Raw genomic sequence first — 19,883 nt, 5'->3', positions numbered from 1 at the left:
CGGCCTCACCACGACTTCTCGAGCGGGCGGCCCTCGTGGAAGCCGGCCGCGGACTGCACGCCGACGAGCGCCCGCTCGTGCAGCTCGGCGAGGTCGCGGGCACCGGCGTACGTGCACGACGAGCGCACGCCCGAGCAGATCTGGTCGATGAGGTCCTCGACGCCGGGGCGATGGGGGTCGAGATACATCCGCGAAGAGGAGATGCCCTCCTCGTAGAGACCCTTGCGCGCGCGGTCGTACGACGACTCGCCCGAGGTGCGGTTGGCCACCGCGCGGGCCGAGGCCATCCCGAAGGACACCTTGAAGGGGTGACCGGCGGCGTCGTGCATGAGGTCGCCGGGCGACTCGTGGGTGCCGGCGAACCACGAGCCGATCATCACCGATGAGGCACCGGCTGCCAGCGCGAGCGCGACGTCACGGGGGTGGCGTACTCCCCCGTCGGCCCACACGTGCTTGCCGAGCTCGCGGGCCGCGGTGGCGCACTCGAGGACGGCGGAGAACTGCGGGCGCCCGACGCCGGTCATCATTCGGGTGGTGCACATGGCGCCCGGACCGACGCCGACCTTGACGATGTCGGCGCCAGCCTCGATCAGGGATCGGGTGCCCTCGGCCGAGACGACGTTGCCGGCGGCGACGGGGACGGTCGGCGACAGCGCCCGGACCGCCTGGAGCGCCTGCACCATCCGGTCCTGGTGGCCGTGGGCGGTGTCGACGACGAGGCAGTCCACGCCCGCGTCCAGCAGGTCGGCGGCACGGTCGGCGACCTCGCCGTTGACCCCGACGGCCGCCGCGATGCGCAGACCGCCGTCCGCGTCGACGGCCGGCGTGTAGAGCGTCGCGCGCAGGGCTCCGAGCCGGGTCAGCACGCCGACCAGCTCGCCCGTCCCGGACACCGCGACGGCCAGCGGCGCCTTCGCTCGCTCGATCGCGTCGTAGACCTCGCGCGGGTCGGCGGTCTCGGGCACGGTCACCACGGCCTGGCTCATCACCGACGAGACCTGCGCGAAGCGGTCGACCTCGGCGCAGTCGGCCTCGGACACCACGCCGACCGGGCGGCCGTCCTGCACGACGACGGCGGCCTTGTGCGCGCGCTTGGGGATCAGCGAGAGCGCCTCGGCGACCGTCTGGTCCGGACGCAGCTCGATGGGGGTGTCGAAGACCGTGTGGCGCTGCTTGACCCATCGCACCACGTCGGCGACGACGGGGATCGGGATGTCCTGCGGGATCACCGTCAGACCTCCGCGGCGGGCGACGGTCTCGGCCATCCGCCTGCCTGCGATCGCGGTCATGTTGGCCACCACGAGCGGGAGCGTCGCACCGGTGCCGTCGGAGGTGCTGAGGTCGACGTCGTAGCGGCTGGCCACGCTCGAGGAGCGCGGGACCATGAAGACGTCGTCGTAGGTCAGGTCGTGGCCGGGGCTCTCGTGAAGGAACTGCACGTGCCCGGACTCTACGCGGCCCGTCCCGAGGAGCCGGGCAGCTTGCGTGGCCGCAGTCCGACGTCGGCGAGCTCGAGCTCGGCGAGGCGGCGTAGGACGTCGGGGTCCTTGGCCCGCCACGCACCGGCGGGGTCGTCACTGACCGTGGCGAGGACACGCATCGGCTGGTTCGCCAGTGCGCGCAGGGCGAACAGGTCGAGGTCCTCCTGGGCGTCGATGAACCGCGCTCCCGCGGTCGCCTCCCGGATGAACCGCCAGCGCAGCGGCACGTGGATCGCCGTCACGATCAGGATCGGGATCAGCGCGACCGACAGCCCGAGCAGGAGGGCGAGTCGCTCGACGGCGGTGACGGTGTCACGACCGGCCGAGGCCAGTCCCTCGGAGGCGTCCGCGGCCTTGTCGAACGGTGCGGCCAGCCCGTCGCCGACGATCGGTGTGCCGCTGAGCTTGCCGCCGGCCTCGCGGAACTGCTCGGCCATCGAGGTGGCGGCGGAGTCCGTCCTCTGAGCCGGCGCGGCGAGCTGCTCGGTGCCGTCGTGCACGGCCATCCCGATCCAGACCCACAGGCCCAGCCAGGCCACCACGAGGACGTCGGCGACGAGCTGGCGGAGGCGACGTGCGGGAGCGTCGGCGTAGAGCTTCATGACCGATACTGTCGCTCATGCACGAGCACGGGGGAACGACGTGGACGTGACGGCTCCGAACGGGCGGACCTACTCGGTGCGGCGCCAGTGGCTGGGTTGGCGCCAGCGCATCCCGTTCGACCCCGAGCTGGTGGTGTTCGTCCCTGCGGTCGTCGAGCTGGGACTCCGGGCGGCGATCGCTCCGCCCTCCATCGCCCTGCGCCGCTTCGGCGTGCTGCGGTGGGAGCTCGAGGTCCGCGACCACGGCCGGCGGTGGTGGTCCCGGTCCTCGGTCGTCCGTCGCGAGCGCATCCGCGGCTGGGACCCGTCGCAACGCAGGCTCGAGGAGCTCGCTCGGGACGTGGAGCGGGGTCACGTGGCGCTCACCGGCTTCCCGGTGACGGTGCACCTTCCACCGTCGGGCGACGGCTCCGACGACTCGCGGACCTACATGCTCGACGAGGAGACGTCCCCACCGACCGTGTCCACGCTGGTCGAGGCTCTCCGTGCCGAGCCGGCAAGGGCGCACGCGCCAGGTGGGCCCACCACGTGAGTGCTCAGGGCGAGGGGGTGGCGCCGACCGGGTGGACGGCCCCTTGCGGTCCTGGCACTCCACCGCGATCCGCGCCGCGTCGACGTACACCCGGTCGCCGACCTGTCGCACCGCATCGTGCGCGAGGGCCACTTCCACCTCGAGTTCCTCTCCACGCAGTCCGTGGAGCGCACCCTGGAGCTGATCGCGGCCGGTGGTCCGCTGCGTGAGCCTCAGACCTGAGCGGCCGCTCGCTGCAGTGCGCGCCAGGTGCGGTCGACGTCGGCCCGGGTCGTGCGCCAGCTGCCGACCGCGAGCCGGATGGCGGCGCGCCCCCCGACCGTGGTGTGGCTGAGGTAGGCCTCGCCGGAGGCGTTGACGGCCTCCATCGCGGCGAGCGTCTGCCCGTCGCCTGCCCGGAGCCGGAACACCACCAGCGACAGCGCCGGCTCGGTGACCATCTCGAAGCGGTCGTCGTCCGCGACGAGGTCGGCGACGTGCCTGGCGAGCTCGACACCGCTGCGGATGTGCTCGCGGAGGCCGCTGAGCCCGTAGGTCCGCAGCACCGCCCACAGCTTGATCGCCCGGAACCGGCGGCCGAGCTGGGGGTGCCAGTCGCGGTAGTCGACGACCTCGCCCGACTCGGTCGCCGCGTTGCGGAGGTACTCCGGGAGGATCGACAGGGCACCAGTCAGCGCAGCGCGGTCGCGCACCCAGAAGGTCGAGCAGTCGAAGGTCGTCAGCAGCCACTTGTGCGGGTTGGTGACGAAGGAGTCCGCGGCCTCGACGCCGGCGAGGTGGTCGCGGTGCTCCGGGCAGACCGCGGCCACCCCGGCCCACGCGGCGTCGACGTGCAGCCACACGCCCCACTCGCGGACGACCTCGGCCACGGCCGCGATGTCGTCCATCGCGCCGGTGGAGGTGCTGCCGGCGGCGACGTGCACCATCACCGGTCGCAGCCCGGCCTCGACGTCCGCGACGATCGCCGCACGCAGGGCCTCCACGTCCACCGTTTGCGTGACGGGGTCGGTCGCGATGCCGCGGACGGCGTCCTCCCCGAGGCCGGCCATCATCGCGGCCTTCACCAGCGACGAGTGGGCCTGGGTCGAGCCGTAGACCCGCCACGGCACGTCGCCGACACCGGAGAGTCGCGCCGCTCCCCCGCTGGCACGGTGGAGCGCGGCGAGCAGGGCGGTGAACGTCGCGGTGGACGCGGTGTCCTGGATGACGCCGCCGCCCGGTCCGTCGCTGCGGAACGCCTCCGGCAGGCCGAGCGCCTCGGCGAGCCAGTCCAGCACCACCTGCTCGACCTCGGTCACCGCCGGACTGGTCGCCCAGATCATTCCCTGTGCGCCGACGCCGCTGGAGAGCAGGTCGCCCAGGATGGCCGCCGGCGAGGAGTTGGCCGGGAAGTAGGCGAAGAACCGCGGGTGCTGCCAGTGCGTGAGACCCGGGACGACCACGCGGTCGAGGTCGCCGAGCACGGCGTCGAACGGCTCGGCGTCCTCCTGGGCCGACGCGGGCAGGAGTCGTCGTACGTCGCCGGGCTGGACCTGCGCGCGCACCGGCAGGTCGTCGAGCGAGGCCCAGTAGTCGGCGATCCAGTCGATCGCGGCATGGCCCTGGCGGCGGAACTCCTCGGGCGACATGTGGCCGGCCGGCTGCGGTTCGTCAGGCATGGTGCGAACGTACCTGTGGCGGTGGGGTACTCGTACTCAGGTCCGATCGGGTACGACGGCAGGTCCCGGCAGCGCCCACGAGGAACAGGCTTCGGTCATGACTTCCAAGACCGACTCCACCGCCAAGAACACCACCGCCTTCGCCGCCCAGGCCGCCATCTCGTTCGGTGCCGCGCTCTTCGCCATGCTGGTCGCGATCTACTTCATGGAGGCCGACCCGTGGATCAAGGGCTTCATGGCCCTCGGCACCCTCTACCTGACCACCTCGGCCTTCACGCTCGCCAAGGTCGTGCGCGACATGCAGGAGGACCAGCGGGTCTTCCACCGCATCGACCAGGCGCGCGTCGACAAGCTCCTCTCCGAGCACGACCCCTTCAAGGCCGTCTGACTCCTCGTCGTAGTCCCCTACGTTCTCGCCCTCGCCTCCGCGACCAGAACGTAGGGGACTACCCATGTGGGGTCAGCGGAGCTCGGCGCTCGACAGCCCGAGGACCCGGCGGGCCACGATCAGCTGCTGGATCTGCTGGGTGCCCTCGAAGATGTCGAGGATCTTGGAGTCGCGGGCCCACTTCTCCAGCAGCTCGCCCTCGCTGTAGCCGAGGGTGCCGCACAGCTGGACGCACGACAGGGTCACGTCGGAGCCGACGCGGCCGGCCTTCGCCTTGGCCATCGAGGCCTCGAGCGAGTTGGGCCTGCGGTTGTCGGCCATCCACGCCGCCTGCATCATCAGCAGCTGGGCGCCCTCCCAGTCGGCCTCGAGACGGAGGAACGTGGAGGCGGCCGCACTCTGCAGCTGGGCCGGCCTGTCGTGGTCGATGACCACGCCGGCCCGCTCGAGCAGGTCGCGGGTGAGGTCGAGCGACGCCCGGGCGCAGCCCACCGCCATCGCCGCCACCAGCGGACGCGTGTTGTCGAAGGTCGCCATCGCTCCGGCGAAGCCGGACCTGTCGTCGATCTCCGGCGAGCCGAGCAGGTCCTCGGCAGGGACCCGGCAGTCGGTGAAGGTGATCGCCGCGGTGTCGGAGGCGCGGATACCGAGCTTGTGCTCCAGTCGCTCGACCTTGAGCCCGGGGTTGTCCTTGCGCACCAGGAACGACTTGATCGCCGCCCGCCCGAGCTCCCTGTCGAGCGTCGCCCACACGACCACGCTGTCGGCCCGGTCGCCGGAGGTGACGTAGATCTTCTCGCCGTTGATGACGTAGTCGTCGCCGTCCTTGACGGCGGTGGTGGTGATGTTGGCCGAGTCCGAGCCAGTGCCGGGCTCGGTGATGGCCATCGCCGCCCACGTGCCCCTGAAGCGCTCGAGCTGCTCCTCGTTGGCGACCGAGGCGATGGCCGAGTTGCCGAGGCCCTGCCGGGGCATCGACAGCAGCAGGGCGGTGTCACCCCAGCACATCTCGGCGATCGAGAGCACCGACGCGAGGTTCGTGCCGTTGCGCACCCTCCCCGAGTCCTCGGACGTGCGGGGCTTCTCCTCCCGGCGTACGCCGCCGGCACCCGCGCCACCGGTCGCACCGGTCTCGGCCACGCCGTCGATCAGCGCGGCGAGCATGTCGAGCTCCTGGGGATACTCGTGCTCGGCGCGGTCGTACTTGCGCGAGATCGGGCGGAGCATGTTCATCGCCAGCTGGTGGGCCTGGTCGATCAGGCCGGCCTGCCTCCTCGGGATCTCGAGGTTGATCATCAGAGCATCACCGCGCCTTCCATCACGCCGACGGCTCGCAGGTCGCGGTACCACCGCTCCACCGGGTGCTCCTTGACGAACCCGTGCCCACCGAGCAGCTGCACGCCGTCGAGCCCGATCCTCATGCCCTTCTCGGTGCAGAGCTGGCGGGCCAGCCCGACCTCGCGGGTGAAGTCCTCCCCACGCGTCGCCCGGGAGGCGGCCTTCCACGTCAGCAACCGCATCGCCTGCAGCTCGATCGCGATGTCGGCGACCATGAAGGCGACCGACTGGCGGTGGCTGATCGGCTCGCCGAACGCCTCCCGCCCGTTGACGTAGTCCTTGACGTAGTCGAGCACCGCCTGGCCGGTGCCGACCGTCAGCGCGCACCACGCCAGGCGCGAGAGCCGCACGCACTCGGCGTACGCCGTGGCCTCGGTGTCGCCGAGCAGCGCGTCCGCCCCCAGCCGTACGCCGGTGAGGTGCAGGCGCGACAGCCCCGCGGCGCGCACGCCCATCGACGGGTCGGCCTCCACCTCGAGGCCGTGCGTGCCGGACTCGACGAGGAACAACGCGGGCGTGCCGTCGAGCGACGCCGCGACGACGAACAGCTCGGCCTCGGCCCCCCGCACGACCGCGGACTTCACGCCGTCGAGGACGAACCCGTCGCCGTCGCGCCGTGCCGTGGTGGCCGGCGCGAAGGCGTCGAAGAGCACGGTCGGCTCGGCGATCGCCAGGGCGGCGGCCGGGACGGCACTGCCGGTGAAGGCCGGCAGGTAGGTCTGCTGCTGCGCCTCGGTGCCCCACAGGCTGATCGCGGTGGCGACCGCGCCGGGGGCGAGGGTGGCGACGGCCAGGCCCATGTCGCCCTGCGCGAGCGCCTCGGCGACCAGCGCTCCCGCCATCGCGGACCGGTCCTCCATGATGCCGCCGAGCGGCTCGGGGACGCCGAGGCCGGACAGTCCGACCTCCTGGGCGGCGACGAGCACCTCGGCGGGCGCGGCGCACGCCGCGTCGGCCGCCGAGGCAGCGGGTCGCAGCACCTCCTGGGCCAGCTCGCGGGCGACCTGGACGAGCATCTCCTCGTCGTCGGTCGGGGTGAGGTCGAAGACGCCGCGCGACTCGCCGCTCGCTGGTCGGGTGCCGGCGGTGCGCCGTCCGGCCCTGGCGAACTGCCGGCCGGCGGCCGTGGCGACCCGGAAGCCGTTGCGCGTGGTCACGTAGACGGCCTGCTCGGCCTGCTTGCGCAGGCCGACGCGATCGATCAGGTCGCTCTGGGCGAGCCGGCTCACCGCGGCGACCGCGACCCCGATCGGGGTGCGGCTCTCGCGGGACGACAGCCCGTGCCGGCCGCCCGGCCGGAGAGGGTGGATGAGGGACATGGTGGAACTGTAACTTCGAGTTACAGAACGAGCCAGACATCCTCTCGTGCGGAGCCTCACCCGGCCGCTCCGCCTCGCCCGCGCTCAGTAGGATCGCCCGCATGCCTGAGGACGAGACGACCGTGACCCCGACCGACGTGCGGGCGCCGTACGGCCAGCTCCCGGGGGGTGGCACGATCCGCGCGATCACCCGGTGGGGCACGCCCGTCATGCACCGCGCGCAGACTCCCGTCACGGCGTACGACGACGCCCTCAGGGCGCTGGCCGCCGACATGGTGGCGACGATGTACGCCGCCGACGGCGTGGGCCTGGCCGCGTGCCAGATCGGCGAGGACGTCGCGATGTTCGTCTTCGACTGCCCCGACGACGAGGGAGAGCGCACCGTCGGCGTGGTGTGCAACCCGGTGCTGACGCTGCCCGAGGGCAAGGACCGCCAGCTCGACTCCGACGACGAGGGCTGCCTGTCCTTCCCCGGGTCCTTCGAGCCGTGCGCGCGTCCGGACTGGGCACGGGTGGACGGCTTCGGCCTCGACGGCGAACCGGTGACCTTCGAGGGAGACGGCCTGCTCGCCCGCTGCCTGCAGCACGAGACCGACCACACGCTCGGCACGGTCTTCGGCGACCGGCTCTCCGCCAAGTCGCGCAAGAAGCTGGGCAAGAAGCACGACGCCGCCGCCGAGGACTACCCGCTCGACTGGCCCGCCCACGTCGCCGAAGCGGCGTCGTGACCGAGCTCCGCATCACTCGGGAGAACGCCCGGTTCCAGCAGTGGGAGGCGCTGCTCGCCAACCGCTCCAAGCGCCATCGCAACCGTGAGTTCCTCGTCCAGGGGGTCCGCCCGATCACCCGGGCCGTCGACGAGGGCTGGACGGTGCGTGCACTGCTGCGCGCCGACGGCGGGTCCTCCACGTGGGCCGACCGGCTGTGGGCCGACGCCGACGGCGAGCGCGTCACGCTCTCCCCCGAGCTCCACGCCCGGCTCAGCGGCAAGGACGACGGCGCGGAGCTCGTCGCCGTCGTCGAGATGCCCGAGGACGGGGTCGAGCGCCTCGCCGAGTCCTCGCGACCGCACGGTCCCGTCGTCGTCTTCGACCGCCCGACCAGCCCGGGCAACATCGGCACCCTGGCCCGCTCCGCCGACGCCTTCGGCGCGTCCGCCCTGGTCGTCACCGGCCACGCGGCCGACCCCTACGACCCGCAGTCGGTGCGCGCGAGCACCGGCTCGCTGTTCGCGCTCACCGTGCTGCGGGTGCCCGGACCGGGGCCGGTCGTGGAATGGGCCCATGCCCACGGCTACCGGATCATCGGCACCGACGAGGCTGGCAGCGCGCTGGCAGACGTCGACCTGACCGGGCGGGTGGTGCTGCTGGTGGGCAACGAGACCCACGGCCTCTCCGCCGGGTGGCGCGAGGCCTGCGACGACGTGGTGAGCATCCCGATGGTGGGCACCGCCTCCTCCCTCAACGCCGCGGTCGCCGGCTCGGTCGTGCTGCACGAGGCGCTGCGCCAGCGCGGGTGATTGGGACCGGGTTGCTATGACTTCCCCTGACGTCCGTCCATCGAACGCCAGGGAGAGAACGACTCGTGGAAGCCGTGCTCGACTGGCTCGTCCTCGTCATGCGCACGATCGGCTCACCGGGGGTCGGCCTGGCCACCGCCCTCGAGACGGTGTTCCCGCCGATCCCGAGCGAGCTCGTGCTGCCCCTGTCGGGCTACACCGCGAGCCAGGGCCACTACAGCCTCGTCGCCGCCATCGCCTGGGCCACCGCGGGTTCGCTCGCGGGTGCGCTCGTCCTCTACTGGTTGGGCGCCGCGTGGGGCCTGGACCGGCTCTGCGCCCTGGCCGACCGCATCCCGCTCATGCACGCCGACGACGTCCGCAAGGCCGTGGAGTGGTTCCGCCGCCACGGGCGCGCCGCGGTCTTCCTCGGCAGGCTGGTCCCGGGCGTGCGCAGCCTCGTGTCGATCCCGGCCGGCGTCGACCGGATGCCGCTGTGGACCTTCTGCCTCTACACGACCGCGGGCAGCCTGCTCTGGAACGCCGCACTGATCCTCGCCGGCTACGAGCTCGGCGAGCAGTGGCACCTCGTCGAGGCGTACGTCGACCCCGCCAGCAACGTCGTCTACGCGCTCGTCGTCCTCGTCATCGTCGTCATCGCCGCCCGCCGGCTCCGGCAACGCCTCAGCGGCGAGCAGCCGCGTAGCACGCCACCGCAGTAGCCGCCGCGACGTTGAGCGAGTCGATGCCTGCCCGCATCGGGATGATCGCCCGCCGGTCGGCGGACTGCTCCCAGCGGGCCGAGAGGCCGTGCCCCTCGGACCCGAGCACGAGCGCCAGCCGGTCGACCCCGGCGACGGACTGCTCGATCGGCGTGGAGTCCTCGGCCAGGGTCAGCGCGACGGTGGTGAAGCCGCGGCGCGAGAGGTCCGGCAGGGCGTCGTACCAGTCCGGGAGCCGGGTCCAGGGCGTGCTGAACACCGCACCCATGCCGACCTTGATCGAGCGACGGTAGAGCGGGTCGGCGCATCGCGGCGCCAGCAGGACGGCGTCGAACCCGAGCGCGGCGCCGGCCCGGAAGATGGCGCCGACGTTGGTGTGGTCGACGAGGTCCTCGAGCACGAGCACGGACCGTACGCCGTCGAGGACGTCGTCGATGCTCGGGAGCGGGTTGCGACGCAGGGACGCGAGGGCACCCCGGTGGACGTGGAAGCCGGTGACCTGCTCGATGAGCGCCTCGGACAGCACGTAGCACGGCCCGTCGCTGCGGGCGAGCACGTCGCCGAGCCCGTCGAGCCATCGCGGGGCCATCAGGAAGGAGCGCGCCTCGAAGCCCGCCTCGACGGCACGCCGCACGACCTTCTCCCCCTCGGCGAGGAACAGCCCGTGCTCGGCCTCGAGGGTCTTGCGCAGCTCGACGTCGCGCAGGTCGCGGTAGTCGGCCAGGCGCGGGTCGTCGGGCGAGGAGACCTCGACCAGGTCAGCCACGCGCCGGTCCGTGCCCCGCGCGTGGGTCGGCGTAGTGGTCGGGGCGAGCGACGGCGACGACGTCGCCGATGACGATGATGGCCGGCGGCACCACCTGGTGGGCAGCGAGGTCGGCGGCGAGGCCGCCGAGCGTGCTGAGCACGGTGCGCTCGGTCGGCATGGTGCCGTCGACGATGACCGCGACCGGGGTGTCGGCCCTGCGGCCGTGCTCGACCAGGGTCGCCGCGATCGCGGGTGCGTTGTCCACCGCCATCAGCAGCACGAGCGTCCCCCGCAGCCCGGCGACGCTCTCCCACGAGACGAGCGAGTCGGGGTGGCCGGGCGGGATGTGCCCGGAGATCACGGTGAACTCGTGCGCGACGCCCCGGTGGGTGACCGGGATCCCGACGCGCGCCGGGACCGCGATGGCCGAGGTGAGCCCCGGCACGACGGTGACCGGAACGTCCGCGGCCGCGCACGCCAGCAGCTCCTCGTAGCCGCGACCGAACACGAAGTTGTCGCCGCCCTTGAAGCGCACGACCCGCTTGCCGGCACGCGCGCGCTCGACGATGACCTCGTTGATGTGGTCCTGCGAGGCCGAGCGCCCGCGGGGCAGCTTGGCCACGTCGATCAGCTCGACGTGGGGGCCCAGCCCGTCGAGCAGCTCACGAGGGGCGAGGCGATCGGCCACGACCACGTCGGCCGAGGCCAGCGCGTGGCGCGCGGCGACCGTGACGAAGTCGGGCTCCCCCGGTCCCCCGCCCACCAGCACCACGCCGGGGCTGCGGTCGAGGGCGTCGGAGGCGGTCAGCTGGCCGTCACGGAGCGCGGTGACGATGTCGTCGCGCAGCGCGGCCGACTTCTGCGGCTCGCGGTCGCCGAGGACGCCGACCGTGACGCTGCCGTGGTGACCGACGGCGGGCGTCCACGCCGATCCGCCGAGCGCGTCGTCGCTGCGGACGCAGAACGTGTGTCGAGCCTCCGCGGCCGCCGCGACCCGGGCGTTGACCTCGGGGTCGTCGGTCGCGGCCAGGACGTACCACGCGCCGTCGAGGTCGGGCTCGGAGAAGTCGCGGAGCACGAGGGTGAGCTCACCGGCCAGTCCCTCGATCGCCGGGGTCACCTCGGGGCTCACCAGGGTGACGAGGGCACCCGTGGCGATGAGCGCCGGCACGCGCCGCTGCGCGACGTGACCGCCCCCGACCACGACCACCTTCCGATCCGTCAGCACCAGGCCGGCGAGATAGGGGTGGTGGTCGGCGCGGCCGTCGTCGGTGCCGAGGCGGTGATGGGTGGTGCTCATGCCTCATTCTCTCTGGCCCGCGTCACGAGGCGGTGGCTAGGTTCGAGGCATGAGCATCGAGCGACCCGTCAGCCCCGATCCGTACGACCTCCTCCCCGCCACCGCGTCCTTCACCGTCACCAGTGACGACGTGACCGACGGCGCACCGTTGAAGGACGACCAGGTGGCCGATCTCGGCAACACCTCCCCCCAGCTGAGCTGGTTCGGCGCACCGGAGGGCACGAAGTCCTACGTCGTCACCTGCTTCGACCCCGACGCCCCGACTCCGAGCGGCTTCTGGCACTGGTGCCTGGTCGACATTCCCGCCGACGTCACCTCCCTCGAGGCGGGCGCGGCCACGGGCGAGCTCCCCGGTGGGTCCTTCCACGTCCGCAACGACGGGGGTGAGGCCGGCTTCATGGGCGCCGCACCGCCCGAGGGCGACCAGCCGCACCGCTACTTCTTCGTCGTGCACGCCGTGCAGGACGACCGCCTCGGGGTGGACGACTCCGCCTCACCCGCCGTCGTCTCGTTCAACCTCGCCTTCAAGACCCTCGGCCGGGCGATCGTGCACGGCACCTACCAGCACTGACCGCCCGCCGCTCCCGAGCGGCGCCCGACAACGGGTCGCCCGTTCGTCACTGGCGTCACACGAGTCCCACGCAACCCACCAGACCCATGGTCCGGACCGAGAGGTCCAGACCATGGGTCCTTTTTTCGTGATTCGACCACGCGCCCCGCGTCGAACGGTTTTGATGCGTACTCCGAGCCTTCGCTCGTTCTAACGGAAATCTTTACCAAACAGGCGGCACGTTGGGGTCGCGACGCTCACGAGACCTCGACATCACCCGTCAACAGTCACTACATTCAGTCTCTGTTCCCTCAAGATCATCTCAAGAAACCGTGAGGATCTCCCGTGCGTCGCTCCCGCCCCGCCTCCCTGCTCGCGGCCCTGGTCGTCGCCGCGGTGGCGCTCTGCGGCATGCCCGGCGCCGCGCACGCCAGGACCTGGTCCGTGCCCGCGTCGGTGGCGACCAAGGACGCCCAGGAGGTCACCAACGACGACCTCGAGGACGCGTTGATGGTCGAGATCAACGCAGCCCGCGCGGCAGAGGGCCTGTCGAAGATCTGGACGTTCGACTCCTGCACCGACCGGCTCGCCGAGCTGTGGGGTGCGCGGATCGCGCGCACCGGCCGGTTCGAGCACCGCAACCAGAACGAGATCATCCGCCGCTGCAACAACTCGTGGGCCGGTGAGACCCTGGTCCGCGGATCCGGGCTGACTCCCGCCGACATGGTGGAGCTGTGGCTCGACTCCCCGCCCCACCGCGAGATCCTGCTCAACCCGCGCGCCAAGCGGGCCGGGGTCGCCATCACCGAGGACTCCCAGGGCCGCGTGATCGGCGTGGTCAACCTCGTGCGGCAGAACTGACGCACGCCCCGCCCGAGACCGTCGCTCGCTGAAAGGCAGGTGCACGCGGTCCACCGGATGTGAGACGATCCCCGGCCCCCTCGTGGGTGGGCCGGGGATCGATCTCGTCTGGGACGCCCCGTGGACGAGGGGGGTGGAGGATGCTGCACGTCGCGATCGCGACCCGTGCCTTCCGTCGCTACTCCACCTACCGCGCTGCCACCCTCGCCGGGATCTTCACCAACTCGGTCTTCGGCGTCATCTACTCCTACGCCTACCTCGCCCTCTGGGACGCCAACCCCACCGCGGGAGGCTACGACGCCCAGGACGCGGTGACCTACGTCTGGCTCGGGCAGGCACTGCTGATGACGATCGCGCTGTGGGGCGGCGGCTCGACCGACGACCTCGCCGAGCGGATCCGCACCGGCGACGTGGCCATCGACCTCTATCGGCCCGTCGGGCTCGTCGGGTGGTACCTCGCCAGCGACCTGGGCCGCGCGGCCTACCACCTCCTCACCCGCGGGTTCGGTCCGACGCTGATCGGCTTCCTCCTCTTCGACATCGCCCGGCCGTCGTCGTGGCTCGCAGCGGGCGCGTTCGCGGTGTCCCTGGTGCTGGCGGTCGTGGTCAGCTTCGCGATCCGCTTCCTCGTGGCAGCGACCGCGTTCTGGCTGCTCGACCAGTCGGGCGTGAAGGTGATGAGCGGCGCGTTCGCGATCTTCTTCAGCGGCATGATGCTCCCGCTGGTGCTCTTCCCCGGCTGGCTGGGCACGCTGGCCCGTGCGCTGCCCTGGGCGTCGTACGTCCAGGTGCCCGCCGACATCTGGCTCGGCAAGCACGTCGGCACGGACCTGGCGGCAGCACTCGGCTTCCAGCTGGTGTGGGCCGTCGTGCTGCTCGCCGCCTGCCGGGGCGTGCTGCGCCTGGCGACCCGCAAGGTGGTGGTCCAGGGTGGCTGAGCATCCGGCGACGCACGTGCGCACCTACGGCCAGATCGCGTGGCTCTGGATCCGCGCCGCCTGGCAGTACCCGACGTCGTTCGTCCTCCTCGCGGTCGGCAACGGGCTGATCACCGGCCTCGACTTCGTCGGCCTGTGGATCATGTTCTCCCACCTCCGCGAGCTCGCGGGCTTCTCGCTCCACGAGGTGGCCCTGCTCTACGGCAGCGCCTCGCTCGCCCTCGCGTTCGCCGACACCGCCATCGGCAGCGTGGAGCGGATCGGCACCTACATCCGCACGGGGCGGCTCGACCAGATGATGACCAAACCGGTGCCGCTGCTGGTGCAGGTCTGCGCCGACCAGTTCACCCTGCGCCGGCTGGGCAGGCTCACCCAGGCGGGCGTCGTGTTCGCGTGGGCGAGCACGTACGTCGACTGGACCCCGCTGCGCGTCCTCGTGGCCGTGTCGATGCTGGTCAGCGGCTGCCTGGTGTTCTTCGGGCTGTTCGTGGGGTTCTCGTGCATCCAGTTCTGGACCACCGACGCCACCGAGTTCGCCAATGCCTTCACCTACGGCGGCGCGACGGTCACCCAGTACCCCCTCAACATCTTCCCGCGCGAGGTGCTCGTCGGCCTCACCTTCGTCGTCCCGGTCGCGTTCGTGAACTGGTACCCCTGCCTGTTCCTCCTCGGCCGCGACGACCCGTCAGGCATGCCCGACGCCTTCCAGCTCGCCTCGCCGCTCGCCGGCCTCGTGACCATGGCGGCTGCCCTGCTCGTGTGGCGCTCCGGCGTCCGTCACTACACCTCCACCGGGAGCTGACATGCCGACCGACCCCTCGCTCATCGACGTCCGTGACCTCGAGCGCACCTTCGACGTGCGACGCAGGGTCGAGGGACGCCGTCGCCGGGCCCGGGAACAGGTCCGTGCCGTCCACGACCTCAGCTTCTCGGTCGAGGCGGGCGAGATGGTCGGCTACATCGGCCCCAACGGCGCGGGCAAGAGCACCACGATCAAGATGCTCACCGGCATCCTGGTCCCGACGGGTGGGCAGGTGCGGGTCGCCGGGCTCGATCCCAGCCGCGACCGCGTCGAGCTCGCCCGCCGGATCGGCGTGGTGTTCGGCCAGCGCTCGACGCTCTGGTGGGACCTGCCCCTGCGCGACTCCTTCGACCTGCTGCAGAAGATGTATCGCATCCCGAGCGCGCGCTACCGTGAGAACCTCGAGCGGTTCGTCGAGCTGCTCGACCTCGGCAGGCAGCTCGACACACCCGTGCGGCAGCTGAGCCTCGGCCAGCGGATGCGAGGCGACATCACCGCCGCGCTCCTGCACGACCCGGAGGTGCTCTACCTCGACGAGCCCACCATCGGCCTCGACGTGGTCAGCAAGGGTCGCCTGCGCGAGTTCCTCCGCGCCCTCAACGCCGAGCGCGGCACGACCCTGCTCCTCACCACGCACGACCTGCAGGACATCGAGGCGCTGTGCGACCGGGTGATCGTGATCGACCACGGCACGAGCGTGTACGACGGGTCCCTCGCCGGGCTGCACGCGCAGGGTGGGTCCACCCGCACCCTCGTCGTCGACCTGGTCGACGAGGCGCCGCCCGTCGACGTCCCGGGCGTGACGGTGCGCAGGGTCGAGGGGCCGCGCCAGTGGCTGTCGTTCCCGGCCGACGCCAGCGCCGCGCCGATCGTGGCGGCCGTGGCGTCGACGTACGACGTCGCGGACCTCTCCATCCAGGAGCCGGACATCGAGGACGTGATCCGCGAGCTCTACTCCCGGGAGGGCTGAGGACGTCGGGTCAGCCGCCGAGGCTGCGCAGGCGCTCGGAGTCGCGCTCGGGCGACGTCAGGGGTTGGCGCTCGATCAGCAGCAGGGCCCGGTCGTCGTCGCCGCGCGGGACCTTCTTGAGCACGCGTTCGGTCATGCCGGGGAAACCACGGGAGTCCACGGCCGCCAGGGCGGTGTTGCGCAGCCAGTCGATGCCCCCGTCGAGGTCCTTGTCGGCTCCCTCGATGACGCCGTCGGTGTAGAACATCAAGGCCTCACCTGGGCGGAGCCGGCCCCGGCTCGGGGTGAACTCGGCCTCGTCGATGACGCCCAGTGCCATCCCGCGCGCGTTGTCGATCGCCCAGCCGCGACGGTCCAGGTGCCAGTGGAGCGCGGGCGGGTGGCCCGCGCTGGTGATGGTGTAGTCGCCGGTGACCAGGTCGATCTTGATGTGCACCGCCGTGGCCAGTGCCTCGTCGGACTCCTGGCGCAGCAGGAAGTTGTTGGCCGCCGCCATCAGCTGGGCCGGGGGCAGTGCTCCGATGAGGCCGCCCAGCGCACCGGCGAACTGCAGCGCCTGGGGTCCCACGGTCGTGCCCTTGCCGGCCACGTCGACCAGCGCCATCTCCAGCCAGCGGCCGTCGCGCAGGTCGGCCACGATGAAGTCACCGGCGTAGCTGGGACCGTTGGCCGTGAGTGCCGCGGACTCCGAGCGCCATCCCGTCGGCAGCTGGGGGATGGCGCCCTGGCGCTGCAGTCGGTCGCGCAGCTGGGTCAGCACCGCCTCGCTCAGCGCCATCGGCAGCCCCGAGCGCTGGCGGCTGGACTGGTAGACGGCGAGCAGGACGGCGAAGCCGAAGATCACCAGAGCCGAGCTCCTGCTGGCGGTGGCGAAGTGGGTGTCGAGCGTGGTGATCCAGGCGACGGCGCCGAGCACGACCACCAGCACGATCAGGGGCCCGAAGCGCAGCAGCATCGTGCCGACCATGAGGAACAGGAACCACATCGAGATCGGCACCACGACCTCGACCCACGACCCGAGCATGGCGGTCAGGCCGACCATGGCGACGAGGACGAGCAGCAGGAACCCCTGGCTCCCGCGCGAGCCCGTCCGCCAGCCGTCGACGCGCTGCCGGACGTACGACGCGACACCGCGCACCACGGACCCGACAGCACTCGACACCGCCAAAGGGTAGTTCGCGGGTGGGCTTTCGCGAGGTCGAACTCCCAAACTCCCGGCCGCTGGATAGGGTCGCGACATGCCTCTGGTTCCGCTGCAGGCCGACATCCTCGGGCCTGACTTCCGGGTGGAGACGTTCTCCCTCCCACCCGACAGCGAGGGCTCCGTGGTCGCCACGCTGGTGACCCTCGCGCCCGCGCGTCCCAACGGTCGCGCCGTGCTCCACGTCCACGGCTTCGCCGACTACTTCTTCCACGCCGAGCAGGCCCGCTGGTGGGCGGAGCGCGGCTACACCTTCTACGCCCTCGACCTGCGCAAGTACGGCCGGTCGCTGCGCGAGCACCAGACCCCCAACTACGTCGCCGACCTGCACGAGTACTACGGCGAGATCGACCTCGCGTGGTGGCGCATCACCGAGCGCGACGGCCACGACGAGGTCGTGGCGTCCGGGCACTCCACCGGGGGCCTGACCATGGCGCTGTGGGCCGACGAGCGGCGTCCCGCGGGGTTGGTCGCGCTCGTGCTGAACGCCCCGTGGTTCGACATGCACGGCCCCGCGTGGCTGCGCAGCCCCGCGGCCCGCCTGGCCATCGAACGCATCGGGTCGAGCCGCCCGCTGCAGGAGATCCCCCGCAAGGTCAGCGGGGTCTACGGGCGCTCGCTGCACCGCGACCACGGCGGCGAGTGGGACTACGACCTGTCCTGGAAGCCGATCGAGTCGCGCCCGGTCCACGTCGGCTGGCTGCGGGCGATCCGGCGCGGCCACACCCGGCTGCACGCCGGGCTCGGCGTGCGGTGCCCGGTGCTGGTGCTCTCCTCGGCCCGCTCGTTCTTCGGCGACGTGGACGGCGAGGCGGCCGCCACCCACGACATCGTGCTCGACGTCGAGCAGATCCGACGCTGGGCGTCGTCGGTCGGCCCGCACGTCACGTCCATCGCGATCGAGGGGGCCATCCACGACGTGCTGCTCTCGCGCCCACCCGTGCGCGCGGCGGCGTACGACGTCATCGGCCGGTGGCTGGACGCGTGGGTGGCGTCGCCCGCGCCCGTCGGCTCAGGCCAGGAGGACCACCAGGGCGCTCACGCCGACGACGGCGATCACCACGCGTAGCAGCTGGGGTGGGAGCCGTCGCCCCACCGTCGCACCGATCTGGCCGCCGACCACCGAGCCGGCCGCGATCAGCCCGGCGACGACCCAGTCGATGTCGGCGACGGCGATGAAGACTGCCGCCGCGACCGCGTTGACGACCAGGGCCAGGACGATCTTGGTGGCGTTGTGGCGCTGCAGGGTGTCGGCCACCCCGATGCCGAGGATCGCCATCAGCAGCACGCCCTGCGCCGCACCGAAGTAGCCGCCGTAGACCCCGGCCGCGGCGACCGCCGGCCACACCCACCACACGCCGTGGTCGGGGATGCCGCCGCGCAACTCCGCGCGGGCGGCCACGCCGCGCTGGATCCGGGGGCCGAAGATCACGAGCAGCACCCCCAGCGCGATCAGTGCCGGGACGATGGTGTCGAAGGCCGAGGACGGCAGCCACAGCAGCAGCAGCGCGCCGACGACGCCGCCGATCAACGACGCGGCGCCGAGCCTCAGCAGCCGGTGCCGCTGACCGGCAAGCTCGCGGCGGTAGCCCACCACTCCCGAGACGCTGCCGGGGACGAGACCGACGGTGTTGCTCACGTTGGCGGTGACAGGAGGCACGCCGAACGCGAGAAGGGTCGGGAACGTGATCAACGTTCCCGACCCCACCACGGTGTTGATGGTGCCGGCCGCCACTCCTGCGAGAGCGACCAGCACCATCTCGAGGGGACTCACTGGCCGGCGGGTGCTCCCGGCTCGTCGGTGCCGGACGAGTCGACCGGACCCTCGGAGAGCGGATCGGTGAGCGGGTCACCCGTCGTGTCCGGGGCGACGTCGGGGCTCGTGTCGAGCCCGCGAGCGGCCTTGCCGGGGTTCGCTGCGCTCTCGGCCTCCGCGATGGCCTGCTGGACCGCTGCGTTGGTGGCCGAGATCTCGGGGTCGTCGGAACGGTGCGGCAGCTGGGGCTCGCTCGGGCCCATGTCGATGCGGGTGCGAGGCGTCGCGTCCTTCGGGATGCCGGCGATCTCGTGGATCGAGGACCCGAGGCCCTCCATCGCCTTGGTGATCTCCGAGGGGATGACCCACACCTTGTTGGCGCTTCCCTCGGCGATCTTCGGCATCATCTGGAGGTACTGGTAGGCCAGCAGCGACTGGTCGGGCTGTCCGTCGTGGATCGCCTGGAAGACCGTCTGGATCGCCTGTCCCTCACCCTGGGCCCGGAGGATCGCCGCCTCGCGGTCGGCCTGGGCACGCAGGATCAGCGACTCCCGGTCACCCTCGGCGTTCAGGATCGAGGACTGCTTGTTTCCCTCGGCGGTGAGGATCGCGGACTGCCGCTGGCCCTCGGCGGTCAGGATGAGGGCGCGCTTGTCGCGGTCGGCGCGCATCTGCTTCTCCATCGCGTCCTTGATTGACGGCGGCGGGTCGATGCCCTTGATCTCGACGCGGTTGACCCGGATGCCCCACTTGCCGGTCGCCTCGTCGAGGACGCCACGCAGTCCGCTGTTGATCTCGTCGCGGCTGGTGAGGGTCTGCTCGAGGTCCATGCCACCCACGATGTTGCGCAGCGTGGTCATGGTGAGCTGCTCGACGGCCTGGATGTAGTTGGCGATCTCGTAGGTCGCCGTGACCGGGTCGGTGACCTGGAAGTAGATGACGGTGTCGATCGACACCACCAGGTTGTCCTCGGTGATCACCGGCTGGGGCGGGAAGCTCACGACCTGCTCACGCAGGTCGATGAGGTAGCGCACCTTGTCGATGAACGGCACGACGATGTTGAGTCCGGCCGGCAACGTGCCCTTGTACTTGCCGAAGCGCTCGACGATGGCCGCTCGCGCCTGAGGCACGATGCGGACCGTCTTGGCGAGCATGACGACGACGAACAGGACGACGAGCAGGAGCAGGACCAGCAATGCTGTCCCCATTGGGTTCTCCC

General features: G+C 71.7%; 21 protein-coding genes. 11 read left to right on the top strand and 10 right to left on the bottom strand.

Going from position 1 to position 19,883, the window contains the following annotated elements; genetic code table 11:
• Positions 1-5: 5 nt before the first annotated feature.
• Together IEZ25_RS03720 and IEZ25_RS03715 are read right to left on the bottom strand one after the other, a co-directional pair.
• Positions 6-1,439, bottom strand: coding sequence for a GuaB1 family IMP dehydrogenase-related protein (locus tag IEZ25_RS03720; protein ID WP_191198012.1), 1,434 nt, complete (start codon positions 1,437-1,439; stop codon positions 6-8).
• 11 nt (positions 1,440-1,450) lie between these two features.
• On the bottom strand, positions 1,451-2,083 hold the full coding sequence (locus IEZ25_RS03715) for a hypothetical protein (RefSeq protein WP_191198011.1): 633 nt from the start codon (positions 2,081-2,083) through the stop codon (positions 1,451-1,453).
• A 46-nt stretch (positions 2,084-2,129) separates the two neighbouring features.
• Here IEZ25_RS03715 and IEZ25_RS03710 point away from each other — a divergent pair, with 46 nt between their 5' ends.
• Positions 2,130-2,615: a hypothetical protein gene (locus tag IEZ25_RS03710; protein ID WP_191198010.1), complete on the top strand. Its 486-nt coding sequence runs from the start codon at positions 2,130-2,132 to the stop codon at positions 2,613-2,615.
• Between the two features lie 212 nt (positions 2,616-2,827).
• Here the strand turns inward: IEZ25_RS03710 and IEZ25_RS03705 are convergent, their stop codons facing one another.
• Entirely contained in the window at positions 2,828-4,273 is a 1,446-nt protein-coding gene (locus tag IEZ25_RS03705; protein WP_224748283.1) for a pyridoxal phosphate-dependent decarboxylase family protein, read from the bottom strand.
• Positions 4,274-4,370: 97 nt separating this feature from the next.
• Here IEZ25_RS03705 and IEZ25_RS03700 point away from each other — a divergent pair, with 97 nt between their 5' ends.
• Complete coding sequence (locus IEZ25_RS03700) at positions 4,371-4,661, top strand: YiaA/YiaB family inner membrane protein (protein WP_191198009.1); 291 nt, start codon at positions 4,371-4,373, stop codon at positions 4,659-4,661.
• Positions 4,662-4,733: 72 nt separating this feature from the next.
• On the opposite strand, the gene IEZ25_RS03695 is transcribed toward IEZ25_RS03700, so the two are convergent.
• Both IEZ25_RS03695 and IEZ25_RS03690 read right to left on the bottom strand, forming a co-directional pair.
• Positions 4,734-5,957, bottom strand: coding sequence for an acyl-CoA dehydrogenase family protein (locus tag IEZ25_RS03695; protein ID WP_191198008.1), 1,224 nt, complete (start codon positions 5,955-5,957; stop codon positions 4,734-4,736).
• Entirely contained in the window at positions 5,957-7,318 is a 1,362-nt protein-coding gene (locus IEZ25_RS03690) for an acyl-CoA dehydrogenase family protein (protein WP_191198007.1), read from the bottom strand. Before IEZ25_RS03690 ends, IEZ25_RS03695 begins: the two co-directional genes overlap by 1 nt.
• A gap of 101 nt (positions 7,319-7,419) precedes the next feature.
• On the opposite strand from IEZ25_RS03690, the gene def reads away from it, so the two are divergent.
• The 3 genes from def (at position 7,420) to IEZ25_RS03675 (ending at position 9,538) form a co-directional block, all read left to right on the top strand.
• Positions 7,420-8,046, top strand: a complete 627-nt coding sequence (def, locus tag IEZ25_RS03685; protein ID WP_191198006.1) for a peptide deformylase — start codon at positions 7,420-7,422, stop codon at positions 8,044-8,046.
• A complete protein-coding gene (locus IEZ25_RS03680) occupies positions 8,043-8,837 on the top strand; it encodes a TrmH family RNA methyltransferase (RefSeq protein WP_191198005.1) in 795 nt (264 codons plus the stop codon). The genes def and IEZ25_RS03680 overlap by 4 nt, the downstream gene beginning before the upstream one ends.
• 65 nt (positions 8,838-8,902) lie before the next feature.
• On the top strand, positions 8,903-9,538 hold the full coding sequence (locus tag IEZ25_RS03675; protein WP_318152017.1) for a DedA family protein: 636 nt from the start codon (positions 8,903-8,905) through the stop codon (positions 9,536-9,538).
• Here the strand turns inward: IEZ25_RS03675 and IEZ25_RS03670 are convergent.
• Positions 9,501-10,304 carry a TrmH family RNA methyltransferase gene (locus tag IEZ25_RS03670; RefSeq protein WP_191198004.1) on the bottom strand — a complete coding sequence of 268 codons (804 nt, stop codon included), beginning with the start codon at positions 10,302-10,304 and terminating at the stop codon, positions 9,501-9,503. The two genes, IEZ25_RS03675 and IEZ25_RS03670, sit on opposite strands and share 38 nt — an antisense overlap.
• Entirely contained in the window at positions 10,297-11,586 is a 1,290-nt protein-coding gene (gene cobA / locus IEZ25_RS03665) for a uroporphyrinogen-III C-methyltransferase (RefSeq protein ID WP_191198003.1), read from the bottom strand. The genes IEZ25_RS03670 and cobA overlap by 8 nt, the downstream gene beginning before the upstream one ends.
• Before the next feature lie 49 nt (positions 11,587-11,635).
• Here cobA and IEZ25_RS03660 point away from each other — a divergent pair, with 49 nt between their 5' ends.
• The 5 genes from IEZ25_RS03660 (at position 11,636) to IEZ25_RS03640 (ending at position 15,707) form a co-directional block, all read left to right on the top strand.
• The gene (locus IEZ25_RS03660) at positions 11,636-12,157 is read left to right on the top strand and encodes a YbhB/YbcL family Raf kinase inhibitor-like protein (protein ID WP_191198002.1); all 522 of its coding nucleotides are present in this window, start codon (positions 11,636-11,638) and stop codon (positions 12,155-12,157) included.
• 324 nt (positions 12,158-12,481) lie between these two features.
• On the top strand, positions 12,482-12,997 hold the full coding sequence (locus IEZ25_RS03655) for a CAP domain-containing protein (protein ID WP_191198001.1): 516 nt from the start codon (positions 12,482-12,484) through the stop codon (positions 12,995-12,997).
• 140 nt (positions 12,998-13,137) lie between these two features.
• Positions 13,138-13,935, top strand: a complete 798-nt coding sequence (locus IEZ25_RS03650; RefSeq protein WP_191198000.1) for an ABC transporter permease — start codon at positions 13,138-13,140, stop codon at positions 13,933-13,935.
• The gene (locus tag IEZ25_RS03645; protein ID WP_191197999.1) at positions 13,928-14,737 is read left to right on the top strand and encodes an ABC transporter permease; all 810 of its coding nucleotides are present in this window, start codon (positions 13,928-13,930) and stop codon (positions 14,735-14,737) included. Before IEZ25_RS03650 ends, IEZ25_RS03645 begins: the two co-directional genes overlap by 8 nt.
• 1 nt (position 14,738) lies before the next feature.
• Positions 14,739-15,707, top strand: a complete 969-nt coding sequence (locus IEZ25_RS03640) for an ABC transporter ATP-binding protein (RefSeq protein ID WP_191197998.1) — start codon at positions 14,739-14,741, stop codon at positions 15,705-15,707.
• A 10-nt stretch (positions 15,708-15,717) separates the two neighbouring features.
• Here the strand turns inward: IEZ25_RS03640 and IEZ25_RS22100 are convergent, their stop codons facing one another.
• On the bottom strand, positions 15,718-16,869 hold the full coding sequence (locus IEZ25_RS22100; protein ID WP_191197997.1) for a PP2C family protein-serine/threonine phosphatase: 1,152 nt from the start codon (positions 16,867-16,869) through the stop codon (positions 15,718-15,720).
• A gap of 76 nt (positions 16,870-16,945) precedes the next feature.
• On the opposite strand from IEZ25_RS22100, the gene IEZ25_RS03630 reads away from it, so the two are divergent.
• Positions 16,946-17,977, top strand: coding sequence for an alpha/beta hydrolase (locus IEZ25_RS03630; protein WP_224748282.1), 1,032 nt, complete (start codon positions 16,946-16,948; stop codon positions 17,975-17,977).
• Here the strand turns inward: IEZ25_RS03630 and IEZ25_RS03625 are convergent.
• Together IEZ25_RS03625 and IEZ25_RS03620 are read right to left on the bottom strand one after the other, a co-directional pair.
• Positions 17,921-18,682, bottom strand: coding sequence for a sulfite exporter TauE/SafE family protein (locus IEZ25_RS03625; RefSeq protein ID WP_191197996.1), 762 nt, complete (start codon positions 18,680-18,682; stop codon positions 17,921-17,923). The two genes, IEZ25_RS03630 and IEZ25_RS03625, sit on opposite strands and share 57 nt — an antisense overlap.
• Positions 18,679-19,872 carry an SPFH domain-containing protein gene (locus IEZ25_RS03620; RefSeq protein WP_191197995.1) on the bottom strand — a complete coding sequence of 398 codons (1,194 nt, stop codon included), beginning with the start codon at positions 19,870-19,872 and terminating at the stop codon, positions 18,679-18,681. Before IEZ25_RS03620 ends, IEZ25_RS03625 begins: the two co-directional genes overlap by 4 nt.
• Positions 19,873-19,883: the final 11 nt, after the last annotated feature.

It is taken from the genome of Nocardioides hwasunensis, assembly GCF_014779665.1.
GTDB lineage: Bacteria > Actinomycetota > Actinomycetes > Propionibacteriales > Nocardioidaceae > Nocardioides > Nocardioides hwasunensis.
This window is presented reverse-complemented; position numbering and strand designations above follow the sequence as displayed.